The organism is Vibrio sp. HI00D65 (genome assembly GCF_001635455.1).
Taxonomy (GTDB): Bacteria; Pseudomonadota; Gammaproteobacteria; order Enterobacterales; family Vibrionaceae; genus Vibrio.
The window spans coordinates 26,939-49,045 of sequence record NZ_LWEH01000016.1; the positions used below are offsets into that span (position 1 = coordinate 26,939).

Consider the following 22,107-nt stretch of genomic DNA (forward strand, 5'->3'; position numbering starts at 1 on the left):
GCCTAATTTTTTATGTGTTCTGCCATCATTGGCTGGATATTGCTCAATTGGAACAACGTTCGTAATTGTTCTGGCACGAAACTGAGCATTATATGACAGTTTTGATTTTTTGCATGCTCTAATAAGTGAATTAGCATAACCATTCCTGCTGAATCGACTCGATTTATATGGCTAAGGTCAATTTCAACGATCGATTCCGTTGTTTGCCACTTTTCCAATATACACCAGATTGCAGGAACGCTGTCTCGGTCGATATCTCCGAGAAGCTGATACTCTCTAGAGCTTAGCGCTTGCCATTGAGATTGGCTCATTATTTATTACTCTCAAAGCGAATAGGCTGTGCAGCCAGTTTCTCTAGCTCGCCAGCAACCGCTAAGATACCGTCTTGACGAATCTTAGTATTCCACTCTGATTGCTTGCTCGACAGTAAGCTAATCCCTTCCGCAACCATATCAAATGCTTTCCACTCGCCAGACTTTTTGTCTTTACGGAGTTTGAATTCAATTTTGATGTTAGGTCTTGGCGTATCAATGATATCAACCTTGATACTGGTGATACGGCTGTCGGCTTTGATTTTTGGTTCCGGGCCAAATTCGATGGTTTGGTCCGTGTATTGAGTTAACACTTGTGCGTATGAAGAGACTAGGTATTTACGAAATGCATCGATAAATACACGCACATCTTTTCTATCCGCGCCTTTCAAGTTTGGCCCCAGCAACTTAAGTGCTGCATATTGAGCATTAACATAAGGCATCAACTCTTCTTCCACGATCACCTTGAGTAATTCTGGGTCTTTGTGGATATTGTCTTGCTCGCTCTTCAAACGCTCAAATGCTATCTCACTAACTTGTGTCATCATTTGGTAAGGCTGCGTTTTATCAATAGTCGCATCAGCAAAAGCTTGAGTAGAAATCAACAAAGCCATTACAGCGACAAACCCTATTTTCAAGTGACTCATCATTTTTAACATCGTCTTATTCCTCAGCTTTATTGTCATCAGATCCGCCAACGCTATACAGCACTTGGCCAATCAAGTCTTCTAGTACCAATGCAGATTTAGTGTCTTCAATCGAATCACCATCAACCAACATCTCTTCATCGTCAAAAATGAAGCCGGGAACTAAACTGATGTACTGCTCACCGATTAAGCCTGACGTTAAGATTTTAGCACTAGAGGTATCAGGAAAATGTGAGTACTTTGCATCAATAGACATTTCAACCACAGGCAGGTAGCTCTCGGTATCAAGTTCAATGCTTTTAACACGACCAACAACCACGCCACCAACCTTCACTGGAGAACGAACTTTTAGGCTACCAATGTTGTCAAAAGTCGCTTTTAGATTGTAAGTATGGTTTGAACCCAGCCCTTTTACGTCAGCGACTTGAAAGATCATGATTAAGATTGCGCAAATTCCGGCTATAACAAATGTGCCGACCCATAATTCTAACTTTCGAGTTTGTTGCATGATTAATTCCCAAACATCAATGCGGTAAGAACAAAATCTAGCCCTAATACCGCTAGAGAAGAGTGTACTACTGTACGTGTGGTTGCTTGACTAATACCTTCTGAAGTCGGTACCGCATCATAACCATTGAAAAGAGCAATCCAAGTTACGGTGATAGCAAAGACCATGCATTTGATCATGCTGTTACCGATATCTCGACCTAGCTCAACAGAAGACTGCATCGCAGACCAAAAGCTGCCGTGATCAATGCCTTTCCAATCAACACCGACTAACTGGCCGCCCCAAATTCCGACCGCCATAAAGATCATCGCCAGTAGAGGCATAGAGATAAGTCCAGCCCACAAGCGTGGTGCGATAATGCGCTTTAGAGGGTCTACCGCCATCATTTCTAAACTGGATATCTGCTCCGTTGCTTTCATCAAACCGATTTCAGCCGTCAGCGCTGAACCAGCGCGACCTGCAAACAGCAATGCGGTGACCACAGGGCCAAGTTCACGTAACAATGAAAGCGCGACCATTTGGCCAAGGTTGCCCTCAGCGCCATAATCAATTAACACGACATAACCTTGTAGGCTCAACACCATGCCAATGAATAAGCCCGAAACTAAAATAATAGCCAATGACTGAACGCCGACGCTATAAAGTTGTTTTACCAATAAAGGGAAGTTTTTTAGTCGCGGGATGCCAAACAAAGCCCCGAATAACATCAAGCTTGCTCGACCAAATGACTCACAGATCGCAAGTGTTCGCTTACCGACACCTGCAATAGTTTTACCAATCATATTAAAACAAATCCTTTTCAAGACTTTGCGCTGGGAACCTAAATGGCACAGGGCCATCCGCCTCACCTTGCAAAAATTGCTGCACTCTCGGATCGTCATTGTTGTACAACTTTTCCGGTGACCCTGCCGCAATGATTTTGCCATCTGCGAGTAAGTAAACCCAATCAGCGATACTCATCACCTCAGGAACATCGTGAGAAACGACGATAGACGTCAAGCCCAACGCTTGATTGAGGTTACGAATAAGCTCTACCAATACACCCATTGTAATAGGGTCTTGCCCCACAAAGGGTTCATCGTACATGATCAGTTCGGGATCGAGTGCAATAGCACGCGCCAGTGCGGCACGCCTTGCCATTCCGCCAGACAACTCACTTGGCATTAGCTGAGCAGCTCCACGTAACCCTACCGCCTCAAGTTTAAGTAACACGATAGTACGAATGAGTTTTTCGTTAAGTTCAGTGTGCTCACGTAGTGGAAACGCCACATTATCAAACACATTGAGATCCGTAAAAAGTGCACCCGATTGGAAAAGCATGCTCATTTTTTTACGTGCTTGATATAGCTTTCGACGAGATAAGGTCGGAATGTTGTCGCCATCAAACCAAACTTCACCACTATCTGGGGGCAACTGCCCACCAATCAAACGCAGTAAAGTTGTTTTACCGATCCCCGATGGCCCCATGATTGCGGTTATTTTGCCTTGAGGCACCTCTAAACTGATGTCGTCAAAAATAACGCGATCACCGCGTGAGAAGCTAAGGCTCTTAACTTTTACAAGTTCAGTATTCGACATACTCTTGTAGTTTCCTTGCTTTAAAAAACGCCAATTATGGCTGCAATAATAATGAGTCTACTTTAGAATTAAAAGCACTGTTCAATTAATTTATATTAAACAGGAATGTATGCAGGGATCTGAAAGCATTAGAAAATTATCCATTCAGCTCTCTTTCTTGGTGACTAACTGGTAATTAATTTGCCGAGTGACTTCCCTTTTACCTACCAACAGGTCAAAATTAGCGGTTAATTCTCCGTTTTTTATTAATTTTTTAGGAATCATCATGCTTGAAGCGATTGCGTTTCTTATTATCGGTCTGGGTTTTTTGGTGTGGAGTGCAGATAAACTGGTTTACGGCGCCGCAGCTCTTGCTCGCAACTTCGGTATCTCACCATTAGTTATCGGTATGACGATTCTTGCAATGGGCTCTTCAGCTCCTGAAATGATGGTTTCTGCAACGGCTGCACTTGATGGCAAAACAGATACCGCAGTCGGTAATGTTCTAGGCTCAAACATCGCCAACATCGCGCTAATTTTAGGTATCACTGCGCTAATCAAGCCACTATCAATCAGCTCAGCTGTGATTCGTCGTGAACTACCACTCATGATTGGTGTCACTTTACTAGCTGGCGCACTACTTTGGGATAACCACTTAGGTTTCTACGAAGGCGTATTGTTATTTGTTCTGTTCGGCGCGTTTTTGTTTGCCATGCTGCAAATCAGCCGCAGTGAGAAAAAGAACGGCGATGCGTTTCTTGATGAACAAGAATCAGAGATTCCTGAGGGCGTAAGTAACCCGAAAGCTGCAATGTGGGTTGTAATTGGTCTAATCATTCTTCCTTTAGCTGCTGATATGCTGGTTGATAATGCCGTGATCATCGCTAAGTTCTTCGGTATGAGCGACCTTGTTATCGGTTTAACCATTATTGCTGTTGGTACTAGCCTACCTGAGCTTGCTGCATCACTTGCTGGTGTAATGAAAGGCGAAGACGATATGGCGGTGGGTAACATCATTGGCTCAAACGTATTCAACATTCTGGCTGTCATGGGTATTCCTGGTATCCTAAATCCTTCTATCTTGAGCGAATTTGCGATGGGTCGTGACTTCTGGGTCATGCTAGGTGTATCTCTGCTACTTGTTGTGATGGCGCTAGGTAAATCGCGTAGTGTGAATCGTATTGAAGGTGGCGTGCTAATCGTGACGTTTGTGGCTTACCAAAGCTACCTACTAATGAACATGTCGGCTTAATTGCTGACTTAACTTTCCGTACTTGGAGTATTTGATGTCTCAGCCATTTGATTATCGCAGTGTTGCCAAACAAGTTTTGGAAACTGAAGTTGCAGGTCTCACTCAATTGGACCAATATTTTAATTATGATTTTTGCAAAGCTTGCGACCTAATCCTAAACAACAAGGGTAAAGTGGTTGTAATGGGTATGGGTAAATCAGGCCATATTGGCAACAAAATCGCAGCAACGCTAGCAAGTACTGGCACATCAGCTTTCTTTGTACACCCAGGTGAAGCAGCACATGGCGACTTAGGCATGATCGAACCGGGCGATATTGTGATTGCCATATCGAACTCAGGTGAGTCAGGTGAAATCCTTAGCCTGTTCCCAGTGTTGAAGCGTTTGAACATCAAGATCATCAGCATGACAGGTAAACCTGCGTCGAATATGGCGACCTTGTCTGACATCCATTTACAAATTTCTGTGCCGGAAGAAGCGTGTCCGCTAGGCTTAGCACCAACAACCAGCACAACAGCTACCTTAGTGATGGGGGATGCATTAGCCGTCGCACTTTTACAAGCTCGAGGCTTCACAGCTCAAGACTTTGCCCTATCTCATCCAGGTGGCGCTTTAGGTCGTCAGCTACTATTGAAACTGGAGGACATCATGCACACGGGAGATGCACTCCCTATTGTCGCTCCGGATGCATTAGTAAGAGATGCTTTACTAGAGATATCTCAGAAAGGCTTGGGCATGACAGCCATCGTAGATCAGGGTGGCCAAATGGCTGGTATTTTTACCGATGGTGATTTGCGCCGCATCTTGGATAAACGCGTTGATATCCATAGTACTCAAATTGGCAATGTGATGACGCTAAATCCTACCGTTGCCGATCCAAACATGCTTGCTGTTGAAGGTTTAAACTTAATGCAAGCCAAAAGTATCAATGGCTTGATGCTATGCCAAGATGGCAAACTAGTTGGTGCTCTAAACATGCATGATTTATTGAAAGCTGGAGTAATGTAATGACACAGAAAGTCGAAACTCTATACGGCACTGTTGACTCAGATGTTTTTGCAATCGCAAAAGACATCAAACTCCTAATTTGCGATGTAGATGGCGTGTTCTCTGATGGCCGCATCTACATGGGCAACAATGGTGAAGAGCTAAAAACCTTTCACACTCGTGACGGTTACGGCATCAAATCACTGATGAACGCGGGCATTGAAATCGCAATCATCACAGGTCGCAAGTCTCAGATTGTTGAGAATCGAATGACGGCTCTCGGTATCAAACTTATTTATCAAGGCCAAGACGATAAAGTTAAGGCTTACCAAGATATTTGCGATAAGCTTTCAGTTGCCCCTGAGAATACAGGTTATATCGGCGACGATCTCATCGACTGGCCGGTAATGGAAAAAGTTGGCTTAAAGGTTTGTGTGGCAGATGGTCACCCGCTACTCGCACAGCGAGCAAACTACGTGACAACCATCAACGGTGGTCATGGTGCAGTTCGTGAAGTCTGCGACCTGATTTTACAAGCAAGAAATGAACTCGACGTGCACAAAGGTTTAAGCATATGAGTTTTACTCGTATTATCTATTTAATACTTATATTTATTGCCTCTTGGTCGACCTACTACTTGTTCGACAAAGAGCAAACATCGACGATACAAGTGGCTCCAAATTTAGAGCTACCTGCTTTTAGCGGCAACAGTCTAAACAACATCAGTTACGATGAGTCAGGTATTCGCAGCTACCAAGTTGAGTCGACATATTTAGAACACTTCTCAGTGGTTGGCGACACGCACTTTCAAAACCCTGTTCTTTCGGTCTTCCGAGAAGGACACACAATTGAATGGCAAGTCACCGCTGATCGCGCGATTATGGATGAAAATCAAGTTGTCACTTTTTATGACAACGTTGTGGCAAAGAATCTACTGCCAGAGGCAAGCTTCGATACAATGACCACAGACAAAATGGTTATTGAGCTAAAAAGCCGAGATTTTTATTCAGATACTCCGGTCCATATGATCGGTACATTTTTTGAAAATGAGGGCCAAGCAATAAAAGGTAACTTCGGTACCAACAATGCGACTCTCTTTAATTCTGTTCAAGGTAGATATGAAACTCTTACACCTTAGTTTATTCGCTTTGACTCTTGCGGCACCAAATGTCTACGCCCTATCTTCTGATAGCGAGCAACCTGTCTACATTGACTCAGACAGCCAGCAATTGGATATGAAAAGTAACCAAGTAACCTTCATTGGTGATGTAAACCTTAAACAAGGCAGCATCAATATCAATGCGGATAAGGTTATTGTTACCCGCAACGCCGTAAACGGTGAAATTGAAGAGATTCAAGGCTTCGGAAAACCGGCGACCTTCTCTCAGCTGACTGATGACGGAAAGACGCTCTACGGTGAAGCGGACGACCTGCATTACCAGCTTGTTGCCGACAAACTGATCATGACCAAGAATGCAATGCTATCTCAAGATGGCAGTATCATCCGTGGCTCTAAAATCACTTACCAGATTGGCTCCCAGAAGCTAGTCGCTGACAGTGGTGAGAACAAACGAGTATCAACGGTTTTACAACCAACGGAAGTGAATAAGTAGCCATGGCCGTTCTTAAAGCGCAAAACCTAGCGAAAACATACAGCAAACGTAAAGTAGTGACTGACGTAAGCCTACAGGTTGAGTCAGGCCAAATCGTCGGTTTGCTTGGTCCTAATGGTGCCGGAAAAACGACATCCTTCTACATGATTGTAGGCTTGGTTGCTCGTGACGAAGGTACTATCAGCATTGATGACCGAGATATTAGTATCTTGCCAATGCATAGCCGTTCACGCCTTGGTATTGGTTATCTGCCTCAGGAAGCATCAATCTTCCGTAAGCTGTCTGTAGAGAACAACATCATGGCCGTTTTACAGACCCGTGATGAGATGACCAATGAACAGCGTCAGGATAAGCTAGAAGACCTGCTAGAAGAGTTCCACATTCAGCATATCCGTCACAGTAATGGTATGGCCCTATCGGGTGGTGAGCGTCGACGTGTTGAAATCGCTCGCGCTCTTGCAGCAAACCCCCAGTTCATCTTGCTAGATGAACCATTTGCTGGTGTTGATCCGATATCTGTTATCGATATCAAGAAAATCATCGAACACCTGCGCGATCGCGGTTTGGGTGTTTTGATTACCGACCACAACGTTCGTGAAACATTAGACGTGTGTGAAAAGGCCTACATCGTGAGCCAAGGGCACCTGATCGCAGAGGGTACTCCTGAAGATGTTCTCAATAACGAACAAGTTAAACAAGTTTATCTAGGCGAACAATTCCGTCTATGATTATATAGAGAGTATCGAGAGTTCTAAGAATAATAACTAGGTAAGTAACACTGAATGAAACCCTCATTACAACTTAAGCTAGGCCAACAATTAGCAATGACTCCTCAATTGCAGCAAGCGATTCGTTTGTTGCAATTGTCTACTTTAGATTTGCAACAAGAGATCCAAGAAGCACTTGAATCTAACCCACTACTCGATGTCGAAGAAGGCAATGAAGAAACGCCATCATCGGAAGAAAAGCCTAGCAGTGACGAGAAAGAAACAGTTGAAGCCGCAGAGCAAGACTTACCTGACAGCTCAGACTTAATCGAAAAATCAGAGATTGGTAACGAGCTCGAGATCGACACAACTTGGGAAGATGTCTACAGCGCAAATACAGGTAACACTGGTATTGCTATCGATGACGACATGCCTGTCTATCAAGGTGTAACCACCCAAAGCCTGCACGATTACCTGCTTTGGCAACTCGACCTCACCCCCTTCACAGAAACAGACCGCAGCATTGCATTCGCGCTAATCGATGCCATTGATGACTATGGCTACCTCACCGTATCTTGTGAAGACATCCTTGAAAATTTCGACAGTGAAGACATTGAGCTTGATGAGATCGAAGCAGTGCGCAAAAGAATCCAACAGTTTGACCCATTGGGTGTTGGTTCACTAAATCTTCAAGATTGCTTACTGCTACAACTGGCAACTTTCCCACAAGACACGCCTTGGCTTGAAGAGGCTAAGCTAGTACTTACTAGCCATATCGACCAACTCGGTAACCGTGATTACAAACTCGTGATCAAGGAAACCAAGTTGAAAGAAGCAGAGCTACGTGAGGTTCTGCAGCTCATTCAACAACTGGACCCACGACCTGGCAGCAAGATTACGCCAGACGAAACCGAATATGTGGTTCCTGATGTGTCGGTATTTAAAGACCTAGGTAAATGGTTAGTGAGCATAAACCCTGACAGTGTACCAAAGCTGAAAGTCAATCAGCAATATGCTGACTTAGGCAGTAAAGGCAACAGCACCGATAACCAGTACATTCGCTCGAACTTGCAAGAGGCGAAGTGGTTAATCAAAAGCTTAGAAAGCCGAAATGAGACGCTACTCAAAGTTGCGCGATGCATTGTTGAACATCAGCGCGATTTCTTCGAACATGGCGAAGAAGCGATGAAGCCAATGGTACTCAACGATGTTGCTTTAGCCGTTGATATGCACGAATCCACGATCTCTCGTGTGACGACTCAAAAATTCATGCATACGCCTCGTGGCATCTTCGAACTGAAATACTTTTTCTCGAGCCATGTCAGTACTGACAATGGCGGTGAATGTTCATCGACAGCAATTCGAGCACTCATTAAGAAGCTTGTCGCGGCAGAAAATACCGCTAAGCCTCTTAGTGATAGCAAGATAGCTGCTTTACTGGCTGACCAAGGAATTCAGGTAGCTAGACGTACGATAGCGAAATACCGTGAGTCTCTGGGCATTGCCCCATCGAGTCAGCGTAAACGCCTACTATAAGCTCATTGAGTCACTCTTAACTCAATCGCTATTATCGGGCACCAACCGAAAAGGAAAGTCTATGCAAATCAATATTCAAGGCCATCACGTTGATCTTACCGATTCAATGCAAGACTATGTTCACACCAAATTCGACAAGCTTGAACGCTTCTTTGATCATATCAATAGTGTTCAGGTTGTTTTAAAAGTTGAGAAAATCAATCAAATTGCAGAAGCGACCCTTCACGTAAACCAAGGCGAGATTCACGCAACAGCAACAGATGAAAGCATGTATGCTGCGATTGATGCGTTGGTTGATAAACTCGTACGCCAACTCAACAAGCACAAAGAAAAGCTAAGTAGTCATTAACATGCAATTAAGCGAAGTACTTTCATTGGACTGCACCAAAAGTGCAGTCCAATGCACAAGCAAAAAAAGAGCTCTTGAGCTCATCAGTCAAATCGCAGCAGAGAGCTGTGGTCAAGATTCAACAGAGCTATTCGAATGCATGTTGAGCCGCGAGAAGATGGGCAGTACCGGTATTGGTAATGGTATCGCCATTCCCCATGCTCGTATGAATGTCAGTGATAAAGCGATAGCTGTATTACTGCAATGCCAAGATCCGATCGAATTTGATGCGATTGATAATCGTCCTGTCGACCTACTATTTGCTCTACTGGTTCCTAGTGAACAATGTAAAGAGCATCTAAAAACCCTTTCTTGTATGGCAGAACGACTAAACGACAAGCAGACTCTTAAACAGCTGCGCAATGCTCAGAGCGATCAAGAGCTTTACGACATCATGATTCAAGTGCCAACTTGCGAGCAATAACATGCGATTAATCGTGGTTAGTGGCCAATCAGGGGCCGGTAAAAGTGTTGCATTACGAGTCCTAGAAGACTTGGGGTATTACTGTGTCGATAATCTGCCGGTAAACCTGCTCAACAACTTTGTCGAATCGGTATGCGAAAGCAACCAAAACGTTGCGGTAAGCATTGATATACGTAACCTACCGAAAGAGCCTCAGTTAGTCACCGACACGCTTGAGCAACTCGAGTCCGCTACCAACATCGATGTTGATGTATTGTTCCTCGATGCCAGTAAGCAGACGCTCCTCAAGCGCTACAGCGAAACTCGCAGAATCCACCCTTTATCAATTGGCCAGGAGAAACTCTCTCTGGAACAGGCAATTGATTTAGAAAAGACGCTTCTCAGCCCTCTAGCAGAACAAGCCAGCATTGTGATTGATAGCAGTGACTGCAACCTCTACGAGTTGAGTGAAAAAGTGCGCTTTAAAGTCGAAGGCAAAGAGAAACAAGAGCTAATCATCGTCTTTCAATCTTTCGGCTTTAAATTTGGTCTGCCAAGCGATGCCGACTACGTGTTTGACGTTCGCTTCTTACCAAACCCTCACTGGAAACCTGACTTACGACCAATGACAGGCCTTGATGCTCCGATTCACTCTTTCCTAGAGCAGCATCAAGAAGTGATTGAACTCAAACAACAGATTCAAGGCTTTGTTGAGCAGTGGCTACCAATGTTAGAGAAAAACAATCGCAGTTACCTAACGGTAGCCATTGGTTGCACTGGTGGTAAGCACCGCTCAGTGTATCTAACGCAGAAAATTGGCGAATACTTCGAACAACTTGGTCATCAAGTTCAAATCAGACATGCCTCTCTAGAGAAGCACCAATAGGGCTAACCATGGAATTAACTCGAACTGTACTGATCCAAAACCGCTTGGGTCTTCACGCTAGAGCGGCCGTAAAGTTGGTTGAGCTTGCACAAAGCTTTGATGCCACTATCACAATTCATAGTGAAGAAGATAAAAGTGCTACCGCAGACAGCGTGATGGGACTATTGATGCTGGAATCCGCACAGGGACAACACATCACGATTCAAGCTTCCGGGACTGATTCACAACAAGCACTTGATGCCGTTTGCCACCTTATCGAAGATAAATTTGATGAAGGTGAGTAGCCAAAACGCCTTACTCACAACGACGTAAACTCAAACGGTGAACCAACCTATATTAAATCTTAGTTCTACCTAAGTTTATGATTTAAATAAGCCCTAGAATTAAGTTACTATTCCAAGCATTGTAAGAATAATGAGATAGGAGGAAAATATGGCAGAGCAATTAGAATTCGACCAAGCTCACCAAACCCTCCAAGAAGTCAGCGAAGCCCTAGAAAACGGCCGATTTGTACACGTACGCCGACAACTTCAGGACATGGAGCCTGAGGATATTGCACACCTTTTAGAAGCCTCCCCTCGCAAAAGTCGTGACGTACTTTGGCAACTCACCGATCCAGAAGACTACGGTGAAATTCTTGATGAACTAAACGAAGACGTCAAAGATGCTCTTGTGTCAAAGATGGCCCCAGAGACCTTGGCCGAAGCAACCGAAGGCATGGAAACGGATGACGTCGCGTACGTACTTCGAAGTCTACCTGACGATGTTTCCCGCGAAGTCCTTTCTCAAATGGACTCCGCCGATCGTGCACTAGTTGAAACCGCCCTGTCGTACCCAGAAGACTCTGCTGGTGCGATCATGAATACCGACGTAATCACGATTCGTGGTGATGTCGATGTTGATGTTGTACTGCGTTATTTGCGTATGCGTGGCGAACTGCCTGATGCAACCGATGCTCTGTATGTCATTGATGAAGAAGAGCGCCTTATTGGTAATTTGTCACTGACGACACTGATTACGACTCAGCCTGATATCGCAGTTTCAGAAGTGATGGACGATGCAGATGAAGCCATCTCTGTAGAGACCAGCGCTTCAGATATCGCAAGCTTATTTGAACGTCGTAACTGGGTTTCAGCACCGGTTGTCGACAGCAACCAACATCTCGTTGGTCGTATCACCATCGATGACGTGGTTGATGTTATCCGTGAAGATGCCGAACACTCAATGATGAGTATGGCGGGTATGGATGATGACGAAGATACCTTCGCACCGGTCGTAAAATCGGCTCGTCGTCGTAGCGTATGGCTTGGTGCTAACGTTCTAGCAGCGCTTGCTGCAGCATCTGTTTCCAACATGTTTGAAGCAACGCTCGACCAAATGGCTGCGATTGCGGTTCTGATGACGATTGTACCGTCGATGGGTGGTGTTGCTGGCAACCAAACCGTTGCTCTAGTGATTCGTGGTTTAGCACTTGGTCACATCGGTGACAGTAACAAACGCGAACTACTATTCAAAGAAGCGGCTATCGGCTTCCTCAACGGCGTTTTATGGGCCGTTATCATTGGTGGTATTGTGGTAGCTTGGAAAGGCAACTGGATACTGGGAGGCATCATCTCAGCCGCAATGATGACCAACTTGATAGTGGCTGGTATCGCCGGTGTAACCATTCCTGTGATGCTGAAGAAGATGAATATCGACCCAGCATTAGCCGGTGGTATGGCACTGACCACAGTAACCGATGTTATTGGCCTATCGGTGTTCTTGGGCCTAGCGACCATACTTATCTAAGTTACAGCCATAAACCGCTTTAACAGTGAAACACTGAATACAAAAAGGGAGCCATCGGCTCCCTTTTTTAGTTCATCAATCTGGCGTTAAGTGAATTACTCGCCTGCCACTTTCATAGACTCAAGCAGGATAGAACCCGTTTGAATTTGAGAGCGTGTTTCAACATCGTTACCAACTGCAACGATCTGATTGAACATGTCTTTTAGGTTACCCGCGATCGTCACTTCCGATACTGGGTATTGGATTTCTCCATTCTCAACCCAGAAACCTGCCGCACCACGAGAGTAATCACCCGTTACGGTATTCACGCCTTGGCCCATCACTTCAGTTACGAGGAAACCTGTGCCCAACTCTTTAAGCATCTGCTCAAAGTTTTGGCCTGTCGATTTAACGAACCAGTTATGAATACCACCAGCATGACCCGTCGGACTCATATCCATTTTACGTGCTGCGTAACTCGTTAGTAGGTAAGTTGCGAGTACACCATCAGTGATGATTTCACGATCTTGAGTAAGCACACCTTCACTATCAAATGGGCTAGATGCCAAACCGCGTAAGATATGAGGGCGCTCAGAGATGTTGAACCAATCAGGCAAGATTTTCTGACCTAGATGATCCAATAGAAAAGACGCTTTGCGGTATAGGTTACCACCACTGATCGCCATCACTAGATGACCAACAAGGCCAGTCGCCACATCATTGGCGAACATGATCGGGTATTGACCTGTTGCTAGCTTTTTCGCATCTAAACGGCTAATCGTCTTTTCTGCTGCTTCTTGACCTACTCGTTCAGGCGTCCATAACTCATCGCGGTGACGTGCAACGGTATAGCTGTAGTCACGTTCCATTTCACCATTAGCACCCTCACCAATCAAGCAACAGCTCGTGCTATGGCGGCTTGATGCATAGCTTGCTAGCAGGCCATGGCTGTTACCATAGACCTTAACACCGTAATGACTGTCGTAGCTTGCACCATCGCTTTGTTTGATTTTATCGCTGTAAGATAGCGCTTGTTTCTCAGCTGCAATCGCTATCTCAGCCGCGTAGTCTGGGTTCGGTTCATCAGGGTGGAAAAGGTCCAAGTCAGGAATCTCTTTCACCATGTATTCTTTTGCTGCAGGGCCTGCGAACGGATCTTCTGAGGTGTACTGAGCGATATCGAGTGCCGCTGCGACCGTTTGAGCAATCGCTTTTTCACTCAGATCAGATGTAGATGCACTGCCTTTTTTCTGGCCGCGATAAACAGTAATGCCTAGCGCACCATCACTATTAAATTCAACGTTTTCCACTTCACACATGCGTGTTGAAACACTCAAACCCGTTGACTTAGTAATAGCGACCTCAGCGGCGTCGGCACTCACAGAGGCCATGTCCAACGCTTTTGCAACTGCGGCTTCTAGATCAACTCTTTGCTGGGCGACTTGCTGTTTTACATCCATATCTATTCTAATTTTGTAGGTCAATATTACATAGGATAACAAGAATTTCGCTTTCTCCCCAAGATTCTTGCTAAAATAGGCAATATATTCGTTTGAGATAGTGACATAGGCAGAAAAGATGGCTCGCAAAAACCAAAAAGCTCCATGGGAACCAGAAGAAGAAATCATCTGGGTAAGTAAAACCGAAATGAAAACGGACATGGAAGCCCTACAGAAACTAGGGGAAGAACTTGTTACCCTAAAGCCATCAGTATTAGAGAAATTCCCTCTGTCTGAAGATTTGGCACTCGCGATTAAAGACGCACAACGCTTTAAGAACGAAGCAAAACGTCGCCAACTTCAATACATTGGTAAGATCATGCGTAACATCGACCCAGAGCCGATTCAAGCGGCATTGGACAAGGTACGTAACAAACACTCACAAGCAACAGCAGAGCTGCACAAGCTTGAGCAACTGCGTGACCGTATCGTTGAAGAAGGTGATGCTGCTATTTCAGAAGTCATGGAGATGTACCCTGAAGCAGACCGTCAACGTCTTCGTCAACTTGCTCGCCAAGCTAACAAAGAGAAGAAAGCAAACAAGCCAGCAAAGGCTTTCCGTGAGGTCTTCCAAATCCTGAAAGAGCTAAAACAAGAAGACTAATCCGTCATCGCTTTATCAGTTACTAAAAAAAGACCTAGCACACGCTAGGTTTTTTTGATTCTATTGGCAATTGAGTACTACTCACCAGCTCTTACAAATGAGCTCAACTCTGACTGCGGGTGGTCAACCGTTAGCATTTCTATCGAGTCCTCGACTAACACCTTACCCAACGCAACGAACACAAACTTATTCGCAATACTACGCGCATCACCTAAATGGTGCGTCACCATCAAAACAGTAATATTGCGTTCTGCAGCTAGCCGTTTCACAAGGCAAAGCATCTCTTCTCGTAGTAACGGATCCAGCGCCGAGAATGGTTCATCAAGTAACCAAATATCGTGAGGTTGAACGAAACAACGTGCTAATGCGACACGCTGACGCTGACCACCAGATAACTGTTCAGGCAACCTATCCAAATACTCAGCGACGCCAACTTGGGCAGCCGCTTGCTCCACCGCTTGCTTTTGGGTTGCAGTAAGCTTTAAGCCTGGGTGTAATCCTAAGCCAATGTTTTCACGCACCGTGAGATGAGCAAACAGGTTATGCTCTTGAAACAACATTGCCAATGGGCGCTGATGCGCTTCTTTACCAATCAGCGATTGCCCGGCGACAGAGATCTCTCCGGATGTCGGCTCAATAAAGCCCGCCACTAAAGCCAGCAGGGTTGATTTACCCGCGCCACTTGGTCCCATTAGAGCAACAATATCGCCCTGCTCTGCTTGGAAATCAAAACTAAACAACTCTTGGTGATAGTGGTAATCCACACCTTTCATCACTAACATCATCGGTCCCTTAACTCTTTAGCTTTGAGCTTCGAGTAAACAAAAATTCAATCAGGCTAAAACTGCCAACACTCAACAACAGTAGACTCACTGACACCACTGCCGCTGCTTCCATTTGATAGCTACCTAATAATTGGAATAGATACAAAGGCAAGGTTCTAAAGTCTTGGCTACCAAACAAGGCAATCGCGCTTAGATCGCCCATCGCCAACATAAAGCTGATAGAGAAAGCCTGCGCCATCGGTTTACGCAATGCACGCCACTCCACTAACCTAAAGCGAGTAAAGCCGGTCATACCCAAACTGGCACACACATATTGATATTGCTGAGACAGATGCAACATAGGTTGGGCGAGTGTCTTAATCACATAAGGCAGCGCCATTAGGCTATTTACAGCAATCACAATAAAGAAAGCCAAACTGAACACATCGGTAAATGAACGTAACAATAAGAAGATACCTGTGCTGATCACTAATCCCGGCGTCACCAAGATCATAGTGCCGATCAACTCGATCTTATCAGCTCTGATCGTCTTGTTTTGCAAGCGCCATGCACGACTGGTGAGCAATATCGCGATACCTATACCGACTGCAATAACACTCGCCAATAAAGCGACTCTTACCGAAGTCATCAACGCCGCCCAAAACGGCTCACTACTCAGTACAGTCAATGCCTGAGCGTTAATACCACTAACAAGCACCATCAACAGTGGCGGTAATACGAGTATTGAGACTATGATGATCCAAAAGCTATCCCAAGCTTTTGACCACCAGCTGTCCTTAACCAAATACTTCTCTTCCGACAGCTGACTCGCGGTCACTGAGATAGGCTTAGATAGGCGCTGAATACTCACCGCTAACACGCCACATAAAAGCATTTGCCATATCGCCAGCAAAGCCCCTGCTTGCAGATCAAAGTCGAACTTAATCGCCTGATAAATAGCAAGCTCGATAGTGGTTGATTTCGGACCACCACCTAGCGCCATCACAGTTGCAAAGCTGGTAAAGCACAGCATGAAGACTAAGCCACATACATGGGGTAACTGTTGTCTTAAGCGAGGCCATTCAACCCATCTGAATTTATTCCAATGACTCATGCCTAAATGCGCGCATAACTTGTGTTGCTCAGCAGGCACGGTATCTAACGCTTGCAAAAGTAAGCGACAGGCATAAGGCAGATTGAAGAAGACGTGTGCCAACAAAATACCATTCAAGCCATAAATCGAGAATGGGAGCTCAATATCGAAGTTCGCCAAGAATTTAGCTAACCGCCCACTGTTACCGTAAATCGCCAGCAAGCCAAATACACCGACTAACACAGGCAGAACAAGAGTCGACGCAAAAAGCCTTAACAGTAGCGCTCGCCCAAAAAACTGTCTGCGACACAGGGCGTGTGCAATAGGTATAGCAAAACCAACACTCAGTACCGTTGAGAGTGTCGCTTGATAAAAGCTGAACTTCGTTACATGCCAATAATAGGGATCGGACCATACTTGGCTGATATCAAGAGAAGGGGCATTGCTAAGCAATGCCCCTACTGCTGAAACCACGAAGGAGGTAATGAGTATCGCGACCCAAATACCGACCTTAGGCGTTTTCTTTATCATAAATTGATTATTACCGTAAAAAGTCCATTCCAAACGTAAAGAATGGATTTAAATACAGGTCGCTCATTCTGTTAAAAGTAAATTAAAAAGTAAGTGCACTCTGCCATTCACGAATCCAAGGCTTACGCTTCTCGGCGATCTCTTCAGAGCTAAAGCTTAACGCTTGCTGAGGTACCGTCAGTTGTTCGAAACCTTTAGGTAGCTCAACATCTGTCACTGGGTACATCCAGTTGCCTGTTGGCATCGCAGATTGGAATTCATCACTTAGGATAAACGCCATAAACTCATCAGCAAGCTTTTCATTCTTACTGCCTTTGACCTTTGCAGCGACTTCCACTTGAGTGTAATGCCCCTCTTCAAAGTTCGCAGCTGCGTACTTAGAATCGTTCTCTGCAATGATGTGGTAAGCCGGAGAAGTGGTGTAAGACAATACTAGATCAGATTCACCCTCTAGGAACATAGAGTAAGCTTCAGACCAGCCTTTAGTTACCGTCACCGTTTTCTGAGCTAGCTTCTTCCAAGCCGCTGTCGCTTCATCACCGTACACCGATTTCATCCAAAGCATCATGCCTTGGCCAGGTGTCGATGTCCGTGGATCTTGGTAGATAACCTTCAGGTCTTCACGTTGCTCAACCAACTCTTTCAGACTTTTCGGTGGGTTTGCTAGCTTCTCTGTGTTGTAGACAAAAGCGAAGTAGCCAAAGTCATAAGGTACAAATGTATTATCGTCCCAGCCATTTGGCAGTGTTACTGATGATGTGTCAACATTGTGCTCAGCCAGTAAACCAGTCGCTTTCGCTTCAGCCATCAGATTATTGTCTAAGCCCAGAACGATGTCAGCTTTGCTGTTGCCACCTTCAAGACGTAAACGGTTAAGAATAGATACGCCATCTTCGAGCGCAACAAAATTCACATCACAGCCACACTTTTCTTCAAATGCTTTCTCTACAGCAGGACGAGGCCCCCAATCAGCAGCAAAAGAGTCATAGGTGTATACGGTTAACGTATCGTCTGCAGCAAAGGCAGAAAAAGAGATCGCTGTAGTAACAGCAAGGGTAGTTAATGTGAATTTCACTGGACGCTCTCCATGGTCTGAGCGGCACAGGTTTGAGGGAGGATAACGATAGAGGTTGTTCCTAACTCAATTCCTACGCCAGCATTATCTGGTTCAGGTTTACGGGTCCCAAGCACCTGCTTGATCTCAGCTCGCATTCATTATTTGAATGGTTTGCTCCCCGATGAGTGTCCGGAATTGTAATTCGATTTTTAACAATAAGCTATCAAGTTTGGATCAATTACGTTGATCATAGCCCCATCTAGGCACTAAACCTTGGTCAATAGCTAGATGGTCCAGAATGCGCGCCACCATAAAATCGACTAAGTCTTCTATTGACTTAGGCTGGTGATAAAAACCCGGAGCAGCTGGCATGATGGTCACGCCCATCGTCGACAACTTGTGCATGTTCTCTAGGTGTAGTGTTGAGAATGGCGTTTCACGAACCACCAATAGCAGCTGGCCTCGCTCTTTCATCACCACATCTGCTGCGCGCTCAATCAGGTTGTCCGATAACCCATGGGCTATCGATGCCAAACTGCCCGCAGAACATGGACAAACCACCATCTGCTTCGGCGCTGCAGAACCTGATGCTACAGGAGAGAACCAGTCATCTTTTCCGCACACCACCAACTTTTCTGGATCGCAGCACAAGTGCTTAACCAAGGCTTGCTTTGCCGCATCCGGCCCGGCAGATAACTTGAGCTCATGCTCTGTTGCCAACACCACTCGCGCTGCCGAGGAAATCAACAGGTAGACCTGATAGTCTGCTGCCAACAAGCATTCAAGCAAACGCAGTCCGTAAGGCGCACCAGATGCGCCAGTGAAGGCAAGAGTTATCGCTTTATCGTGTTTTGTCATGTTCTCAGTTACTTCAAATTATAAGGTCGTGGATTGGATTAACCTTTAAGAGCTAACGCATCCAACAGTTTCTGGTGAATACCACCAAAGCCACCATTACTCATTACCAGAATTTGGTCGCCCGCTTGCGCCTCTGAGACAATTTTAGCAACAAATACATCCATATCATCACTAACATGTGCAGGCTGGTGACAAGCATCCGCGACATCCTGTACCGACCAATCAATGTTGTCCGGCTGGAATAAGTAGGTGGAATCCGCTTGTTTGAGCGAATCAGCCAAAGTTTCTTTATGCACACCACGCTTCATGGTGGCGGAACGAGGCTCTAAAACGGCAATGATTTTTTTCGAGTCGACCTTATTACGTAAACCGCCGAGCGTAAGTTCAATCGCCGTTGGGTGATGCGCAAAATCATCATAAACAGACACACCAGCGACCTCGCCTTTAAATTCTAGACGACGTTTAGTATTGATGAATTTAGCCAACGATTCGCACGCTAAATCTGGTGTCACTCCCACATGCCTTGCCGCAGCAATCGCCATAAGAGCATTGTTGACGTTGTGATCACCAACCAGGTCCCAATCTACCGTACCAACACACTCACCTTGGAAGTAAACTTCAAATTGAGAGCCATCTTTAACTAGCTTTTTGGCATCCCAATCGCCCGCTTCGCCACTCGATTCTGTCTCGCTCCAACAGCCACGTGATAAAACATCTTGAATAGCGGTATCTTGCTTGGGTGAGAAAATACGACCATTGCCAGGCACAGTTCGCACTAAATGGTGGAATTGACGTTTGATAGCTTCAAGATCGTCAAAGATATCTGCATGATCGAACTCAAGGTTATTTATCACCAAGGTTCTTGGGTGGTAATGAACGAACTTAGAGCGTTTGTCGAAAAAAGCACTGTCATATTCGTCGGCTTCTACGACGAAGAACATGCTGTCACCTAGGCGAGCAGAGATACCAAAGTTACCTAGCACCCCACCAACCAAGAAGCCTGGGGCATAACCGCAGTCTTCTAAAACCCAAGCCAGCATGCTGGAAGTTGTGGTTTTACCGTGAGTACCGGACACCGCAAGAACCCAACGGTCGTGCAGTAAGAACTCTTGCAGCCATTGTGGACCAGATGTGTATCTAAGGTTGTTATCCAAGACATACTCAACACATGGGTTACCACGACTCATGGCATTACCGATAACCACCAGGTCAGGCCTAGGCTCTAGTTGGCTTGGGTCGAACCCTTCAATAATTTCAATCCCTTGCGACTCCAACAAAGTACTCATTGGAGGATAAACATTCGTGTCACTACCGGTAACCTTGTGACCTAATTGACGAGCCAATACCGCAGCACCGCCCATGAAGGTGCCACAAATTCCTAAGATATGAATATGCATAAATTGCTTCCAAACGCTTGGCTAATATAAACAGTGCCTAATTAAAACGGCTTGTACTCATTATCATTAAATGAAGATTAAAAGCGAGCGGCAATGCAAAACAATTTGAGTCGACATAGTAAGTGAGATCTGTGTCGCTTAGTTCATTACCATTAAAAAGATCTAAGCCTTAGAATTTAGGTAAGCGTCTAGATGAATAAAGCCCGCTTAAGAGGCAAATTCTATGGTGCTCAAATCCCCCCCCCCTAATATTCAGAGAAGTTTAAGGAAATAACATGTCTGAGATGCGCACCCTTGGTGAGTTCATTGTTGAGAAACAGAGTGACTTTCCCCATGCAAGTGGTGATCTATCATCCCTTTTGTCATCAATTCGTCTTGCTGCAAAAATTGTTAACCGTGAAATAAACAAAGCAGGTCTTGTCGACATTACTGGCGCTGTTGGTACAGACAACGTTCAAGGTGAAGAGCAGCAGAAGCTAGACCTTTATGCGAACGACAAATTTAAAGCGGCTCTAGAAGCTCGTGACCAAGTTTGTGGTGTAGCAAGTGAAGAAGAAGACGAAGCGGTTGCCTTCAATAAAGAGCTCAACAAAAACGCAAAATACGTCGTGCTGATGGATCCACTAGATGGCTCTTCAAATATCGATGTAAACGTATCGGTTGGTACGATTTTCTCTATCTACCGCCGTGTATCTCCAATCGGAACACCACCGACTCAAGAAGACTTCCTACAACCAGGTCACAAACAGGTAGCTGCCGGTTACGTGATTTACGGTTCTTCAACCATGCTGGTTTATACAACTGGTGCTGGCGTAAATGGTTTCACCTACGACCCATCTCTGGGCACTTTCTGTTTATCTCATGAAAACATGATGATTCCAGACGAAGGTAAGATCTACTCGATCAACGAAGGTAACTACATTCGCTTCCCAACGGGTGTGAAGAAATACATCAAGTACTGCCAGGAGAGCGAGCCAAGTGATAACCGCCCTTACACGTCACGTTACATTGGTTCTCTGGTATCAGATTTCCACCGCAACCTGCTAAAAGGCGGCATTTACTTATACCCAAGTACAGAAAGCCACCCTCAAGGTAAACTGCGTTTGCTTTATGAATGTAACCCTATTGCCTTCATCATGGAACAAGCAGGTGGTATCGCTTCTGATGGTGTACAGCGTATCATGGACATCAAACCAACTGAGCTACACCAGCGCATACCTTTCTTTGTTGGTTCAAAGAATATGGTACGTAAAGTAGAAGAGTTTCTTGAGCTGAATCCTGAGTAACCCTCTCGTTTCTTTCGCAACTTAATCTCATTAAAAAGCCAGCATCGAAATGCTGGCTTTTTGTTGTCTCGCTAGATGATTAGCTAATTGGAATCCCTGTTCCGCTTACACCAGTCCCCCGAAAATATTTCTTTATTAGCTGTTAGATCAAGCTGATACAAATATACCCATGCTAATCCAAATATAGTCTCTATTTGCTCACGACGATACTCGATAGGCACATCTTCTAGCCGATCGAGCGACTCCAAAACTTCGTCGTTAATCAAATAGACCTCCCCTGCGACACTTTTCTCTCCAAAAATCATCGCGGGATAAACATCTAGGTCAAAAAGAGCATATTCCTCTGGAGTATCAAACCTACCTAGTAATTGACAGCCCTTTAAATAATGGTGATTGGATTGGCCTTGCCTCAAGGTTCCATACACAAAAACAAGATGCTTCATAAATCCTCCACACCA

26 protein-coding genes and 1 riboswitch are annotated in these 22,107 nt (G+C 45.1%); of the genes, 14 read left to right on the plus strand and 12 right to left on the minus strand.

Annotated features, from left to right (window positions below; all coding sequences use genetic code 11):
- Nucleotides 1-2 precede the first annotated feature (2 nt).
- The 5 genes from A3712_RS04940 to mlaF are packed head-to-tail and all read right to left on the minus strand — an operon-like array spanning nt 3 to nt 3,044.
- Nucleotides 3-311 carry an STAS domain-containing protein gene (locus A3712_RS04940; protein WP_063522557.1) on the minus strand — a complete coding sequence of 103 codons (309 nt, stop codon included), beginning with the start codon at nt 309-311 and terminating at the stop codon, nt 3-5.
- A complete protein-coding gene (locus A3712_RS04945; protein ID WP_374955532.1) occupies nt 311-925 on the minus strand; it encodes an ABC transporter substrate-binding protein in 615 nt (204 codons plus the stop codon). The genes A3712_RS04940 and A3712_RS04945 overlap by 1 nt, the downstream gene beginning before the upstream one ends.
- Nucleotides 926-974: 49 nt before the next feature.
- On the minus strand, nt 975-1,466 hold the full coding sequence (mlaD, locus tag A3712_RS04950; RefSeq protein ID WP_063522558.1) for an outer membrane lipid asymmetry maintenance protein MlaD: 492 nt from the start codon (nt 1,464-1,466) through the stop codon (nt 975-977).
- 2 nt (nt 1,467-1,468) lie between these two features.
- The gene (gene mlaE, locus A3712_RS04955; RefSeq protein WP_004738692.1) at nt 1,469-2,248 is read right to left on the minus strand and encodes a lipid asymmetry maintenance ABC transporter permease subunit MlaE; all 780 of its coding nucleotides are present in this window, start codon (nt 2,246-2,248) and stop codon (nt 1,469-1,471) included.
- Between the two features lies 1 nt (nt 2,249).
- Complete coding sequence (mlaF, locus tag A3712_RS04960; RefSeq protein ID WP_063522559.1) at nt 2,250-3,044, minus strand: phospholipid ABC transporter ATP-binding protein MlaF; 795 nt, start codon at nt 3,042-3,044, stop codon at nt 2,250-2,252.
- 265 nt (nt 3,045-3,309) lie between these two features.
- Here mlaF and A3712_RS04965 point away from each other — a divergent pair, with 265 nt between their 5' ends.
- From A3712_RS04965 to mgtE, 12 genes are all read left to right on the plus strand, one after another.
- On the plus strand, nt 3,310-4,275 hold the full coding sequence (locus A3712_RS04965; RefSeq protein ID WP_008220425.1) for a calcium/sodium antiporter: 966 nt from the start codon (nt 3,310-3,312) through the stop codon (nt 4,273-4,275).
- Nucleotides 4,276-4,309: 34 nt separating this feature from the next.
- Complete coding sequence (gene kdsD, locus A3712_RS04970; protein WP_063522560.1) at nt 4,310-5,281, plus strand: arabinose-5-phosphate isomerase KdsD; 972 nt, start codon at nt 4,310-4,312, stop codon at nt 5,279-5,281.
- Nucleotides 5,281-5,838, plus strand: a complete 558-nt coding sequence (gene kdsC, locus A3712_RS04975; protein ID WP_063522561.1) for a 3-deoxy-manno-octulosonate-8-phosphatase KdsC — start codon at nt 5,281-5,283, stop codon at nt 5,836-5,838. Before kdsD ends, kdsC begins: the two co-directional genes overlap by 1 nt.
- Nucleotides 5,835-6,398, plus strand: a complete 564-nt coding sequence (gene lptC, locus A3712_RS04980; RefSeq protein ID WP_063522562.1) for an LPS export ABC transporter periplasmic protein LptC — start codon at nt 5,835-5,837, stop codon at nt 6,396-6,398. Before kdsC ends, lptC begins: the two co-directional genes overlap by 4 nt.
- Nucleotides 6,379-6,873: a lipopolysaccharide transport periplasmic protein LptA gene (gene lptA, locus A3712_RS04985; RefSeq protein ID WP_004738701.1), complete on the plus strand. Its 495-nt coding sequence runs from the start codon at nt 6,379-6,381 to the stop codon at nt 6,871-6,873. The genes lptC and lptA overlap by 20 nt, the downstream gene beginning before the upstream one ends.
- A 2-nt stretch (nt 6,874-6,875) precedes the next feature.
- On the plus strand, nt 6,876-7,601 hold the full coding sequence (gene lptB / locus A3712_RS04990; protein WP_004738702.1) for an LPS export ABC transporter ATP-binding protein: 726 nt from the start codon (nt 6,876-6,878) through the stop codon (nt 7,599-7,601).
- A gap of 54 nt (nt 7,602-7,655) precedes the next feature.
- Entirely contained in the window at nt 7,656-9,116 is a 1,461-nt protein-coding gene (locus tag A3712_RS04995; RefSeq protein WP_063522563.1) for an RNA polymerase factor sigma-54, read from the plus strand.
- A 61-nt stretch (nt 9,117-9,177) separates the two neighbouring features.
- Nucleotides 9,178-9,465: a ribosome hibernation promoting factor gene (hpf, locus tag A3712_RS05000; protein WP_004738706.1), complete on the plus strand. Its 288-nt coding sequence runs from the start codon at nt 9,178-9,180 to the stop codon at nt 9,463-9,465.
- Nucleotide 9,466: 1 nt separating this feature from the next.
- A complete protein-coding gene (ptsN, locus tag A3712_RS05005; RefSeq protein WP_004738707.1) occupies nt 9,467-9,928 on the plus strand; it encodes a PTS IIA-like nitrogen regulatory protein PtsN in 462 nt (153 codons plus the stop codon).
- A gap of 1 nt (nt 9,929) precedes the next feature.
- Nucleotides 9,930-10,793 (plus strand): RNase adapter RapZ, encoded by an 864-nt coding sequence (rapZ, locus tag A3712_RS05010; RefSeq protein WP_063522564.1) that lies wholly within the window; start codon nt 9,930-9,932, stop codon nt 10,791-10,793.
- 8 nt (nt 10,794-10,801) lie between these two features.
- Nucleotides 10,802-11,077 (plus strand): HPr family phosphocarrier protein, encoded by a 276-nt coding sequence (locus A3712_RS05015; protein ID WP_008220439.1) that lies wholly within the window; start codon nt 10,802-10,804, stop codon nt 11,075-11,077.
- Between the two features lie 148 nt (nt 11,078-11,225).
- Nucleotides 11,226-12,581, plus strand: a complete 1,356-nt coding sequence (gene mgtE / locus A3712_RS05020) for a magnesium transporter (RefSeq protein WP_004738711.1) — start codon at nt 11,226-11,228, stop codon at nt 12,579-12,581.
- Between the two features lie 95 nt (nt 12,582-12,676).
- Here mgtE and pmbA read toward each other — a convergent pair whose 3' ends face one another.
- Complete coding sequence (pmbA, locus tag A3712_RS05025) at nt 12,677-14,020, minus strand: metalloprotease PmbA (RefSeq protein ID WP_063522565.1); 1,344 nt, start codon at nt 14,018-14,020, stop codon at nt 12,677-12,679.
- Between the two features lie 118 nt (nt 14,021-14,138).
- On the opposite strand from pmbA, the gene yjgA reads away from it, so the two are divergent.
- On the plus strand, nt 14,139-14,663 hold the full coding sequence (gene yjgA / locus A3712_RS05030) for a ribosome biogenesis factor YjgA (RefSeq protein WP_063522566.1): 525 nt from the start codon (nt 14,139-14,141) through the stop codon (nt 14,661-14,663).
- A gap of 77 nt (nt 14,664-14,740) precedes the next feature.
- On the opposite strand, the gene thiQ is transcribed toward yjgA, so the two are convergent.
- The 5 genes from thiQ to mpl form a co-directional block, all read right to left on the minus strand.
- Entirely contained in the window at nt 14,741-15,445 is a 705-nt protein-coding gene (thiQ, locus tag A3712_RS05035) for a thiamine ABC transporter ATP-binding protein (protein ID WP_063522602.1), read from the minus strand.
- Between the two features lie 10 nt (nt 15,446-15,455).
- Complete coding sequence (gene thiP / locus A3712_RS05040; protein WP_063522567.1) at nt 15,456-17,051, minus strand: thiamine/thiamine pyrophosphate ABC transporter permease ThiP; 1,596 nt, start codon at nt 17,049-17,051, stop codon at nt 15,456-15,458.
- Nucleotides 17,052-17,133: 82 nt separating this feature from the next.
- Nucleotides 17,134-18,126 (minus strand): thiamine ABC transporter substrate binding subunit, encoded by a 993-nt coding sequence (gene thiB, locus A3712_RS05045; protein WP_063522568.1) that lies wholly within the window; start codon nt 18,124-18,126, stop codon nt 17,134-17,136.
- Between the two features lie 53 nt (nt 18,127-18,179).
- A riboswitch (TPP riboswitch) is annotated at nt 18,180-18,299 on the minus strand.
- A gap of 43 nt (nt 18,300-18,342) precedes the next feature.
- Nucleotides 18,343-18,966 carry a flavin prenyltransferase UbiX gene (locus A3712_RS05050; RefSeq protein WP_063522569.1) on the minus strand — a complete coding sequence of 208 codons (624 nt, stop codon included), beginning with the start codon at nt 18,964-18,966 and terminating at the stop codon, nt 18,343-18,345.
- A gap of 38 nt (nt 18,967-19,004) precedes the next feature.
- A complete protein-coding gene (gene mpl, locus A3712_RS05055) occupies nt 19,005-20,363 on the minus strand; it encodes a UDP-N-acetylmuramate:L-alanyl-gamma-D-glutamyl-meso-diaminopimelate ligase (protein WP_063522570.1) in 1,359 nt (452 codons plus the stop codon).
- 275 nt (nt 20,364-20,638) lie between these two features.
- Here mpl and fbp point away from each other — a divergent pair, with 275 nt between their 5' ends.
- A complete protein-coding gene (gene fbp, locus A3712_RS05060) occupies nt 20,639-21,649 on the plus strand; it encodes a class 1 fructose-bisphosphatase (protein ID WP_063522571.1) in 1,011 nt (336 codons plus the stop codon).
- Nucleotides 21,650-21,732: 83 nt separating this feature from the next.
- Here fbp and A3712_RS05065 read toward each other — a convergent pair whose 3' ends face one another.
- On the minus strand, nt 21,733-22,092 hold the full coding sequence (locus tag A3712_RS05065) for a gamma-glutamylcyclotransferase family protein (RefSeq protein WP_063522572.1): 360 nt from the start codon (nt 22,090-22,092) through the stop codon (nt 21,733-21,735).
- Nucleotides 22,093-22,107 lie beyond the last annotated feature (15 nt).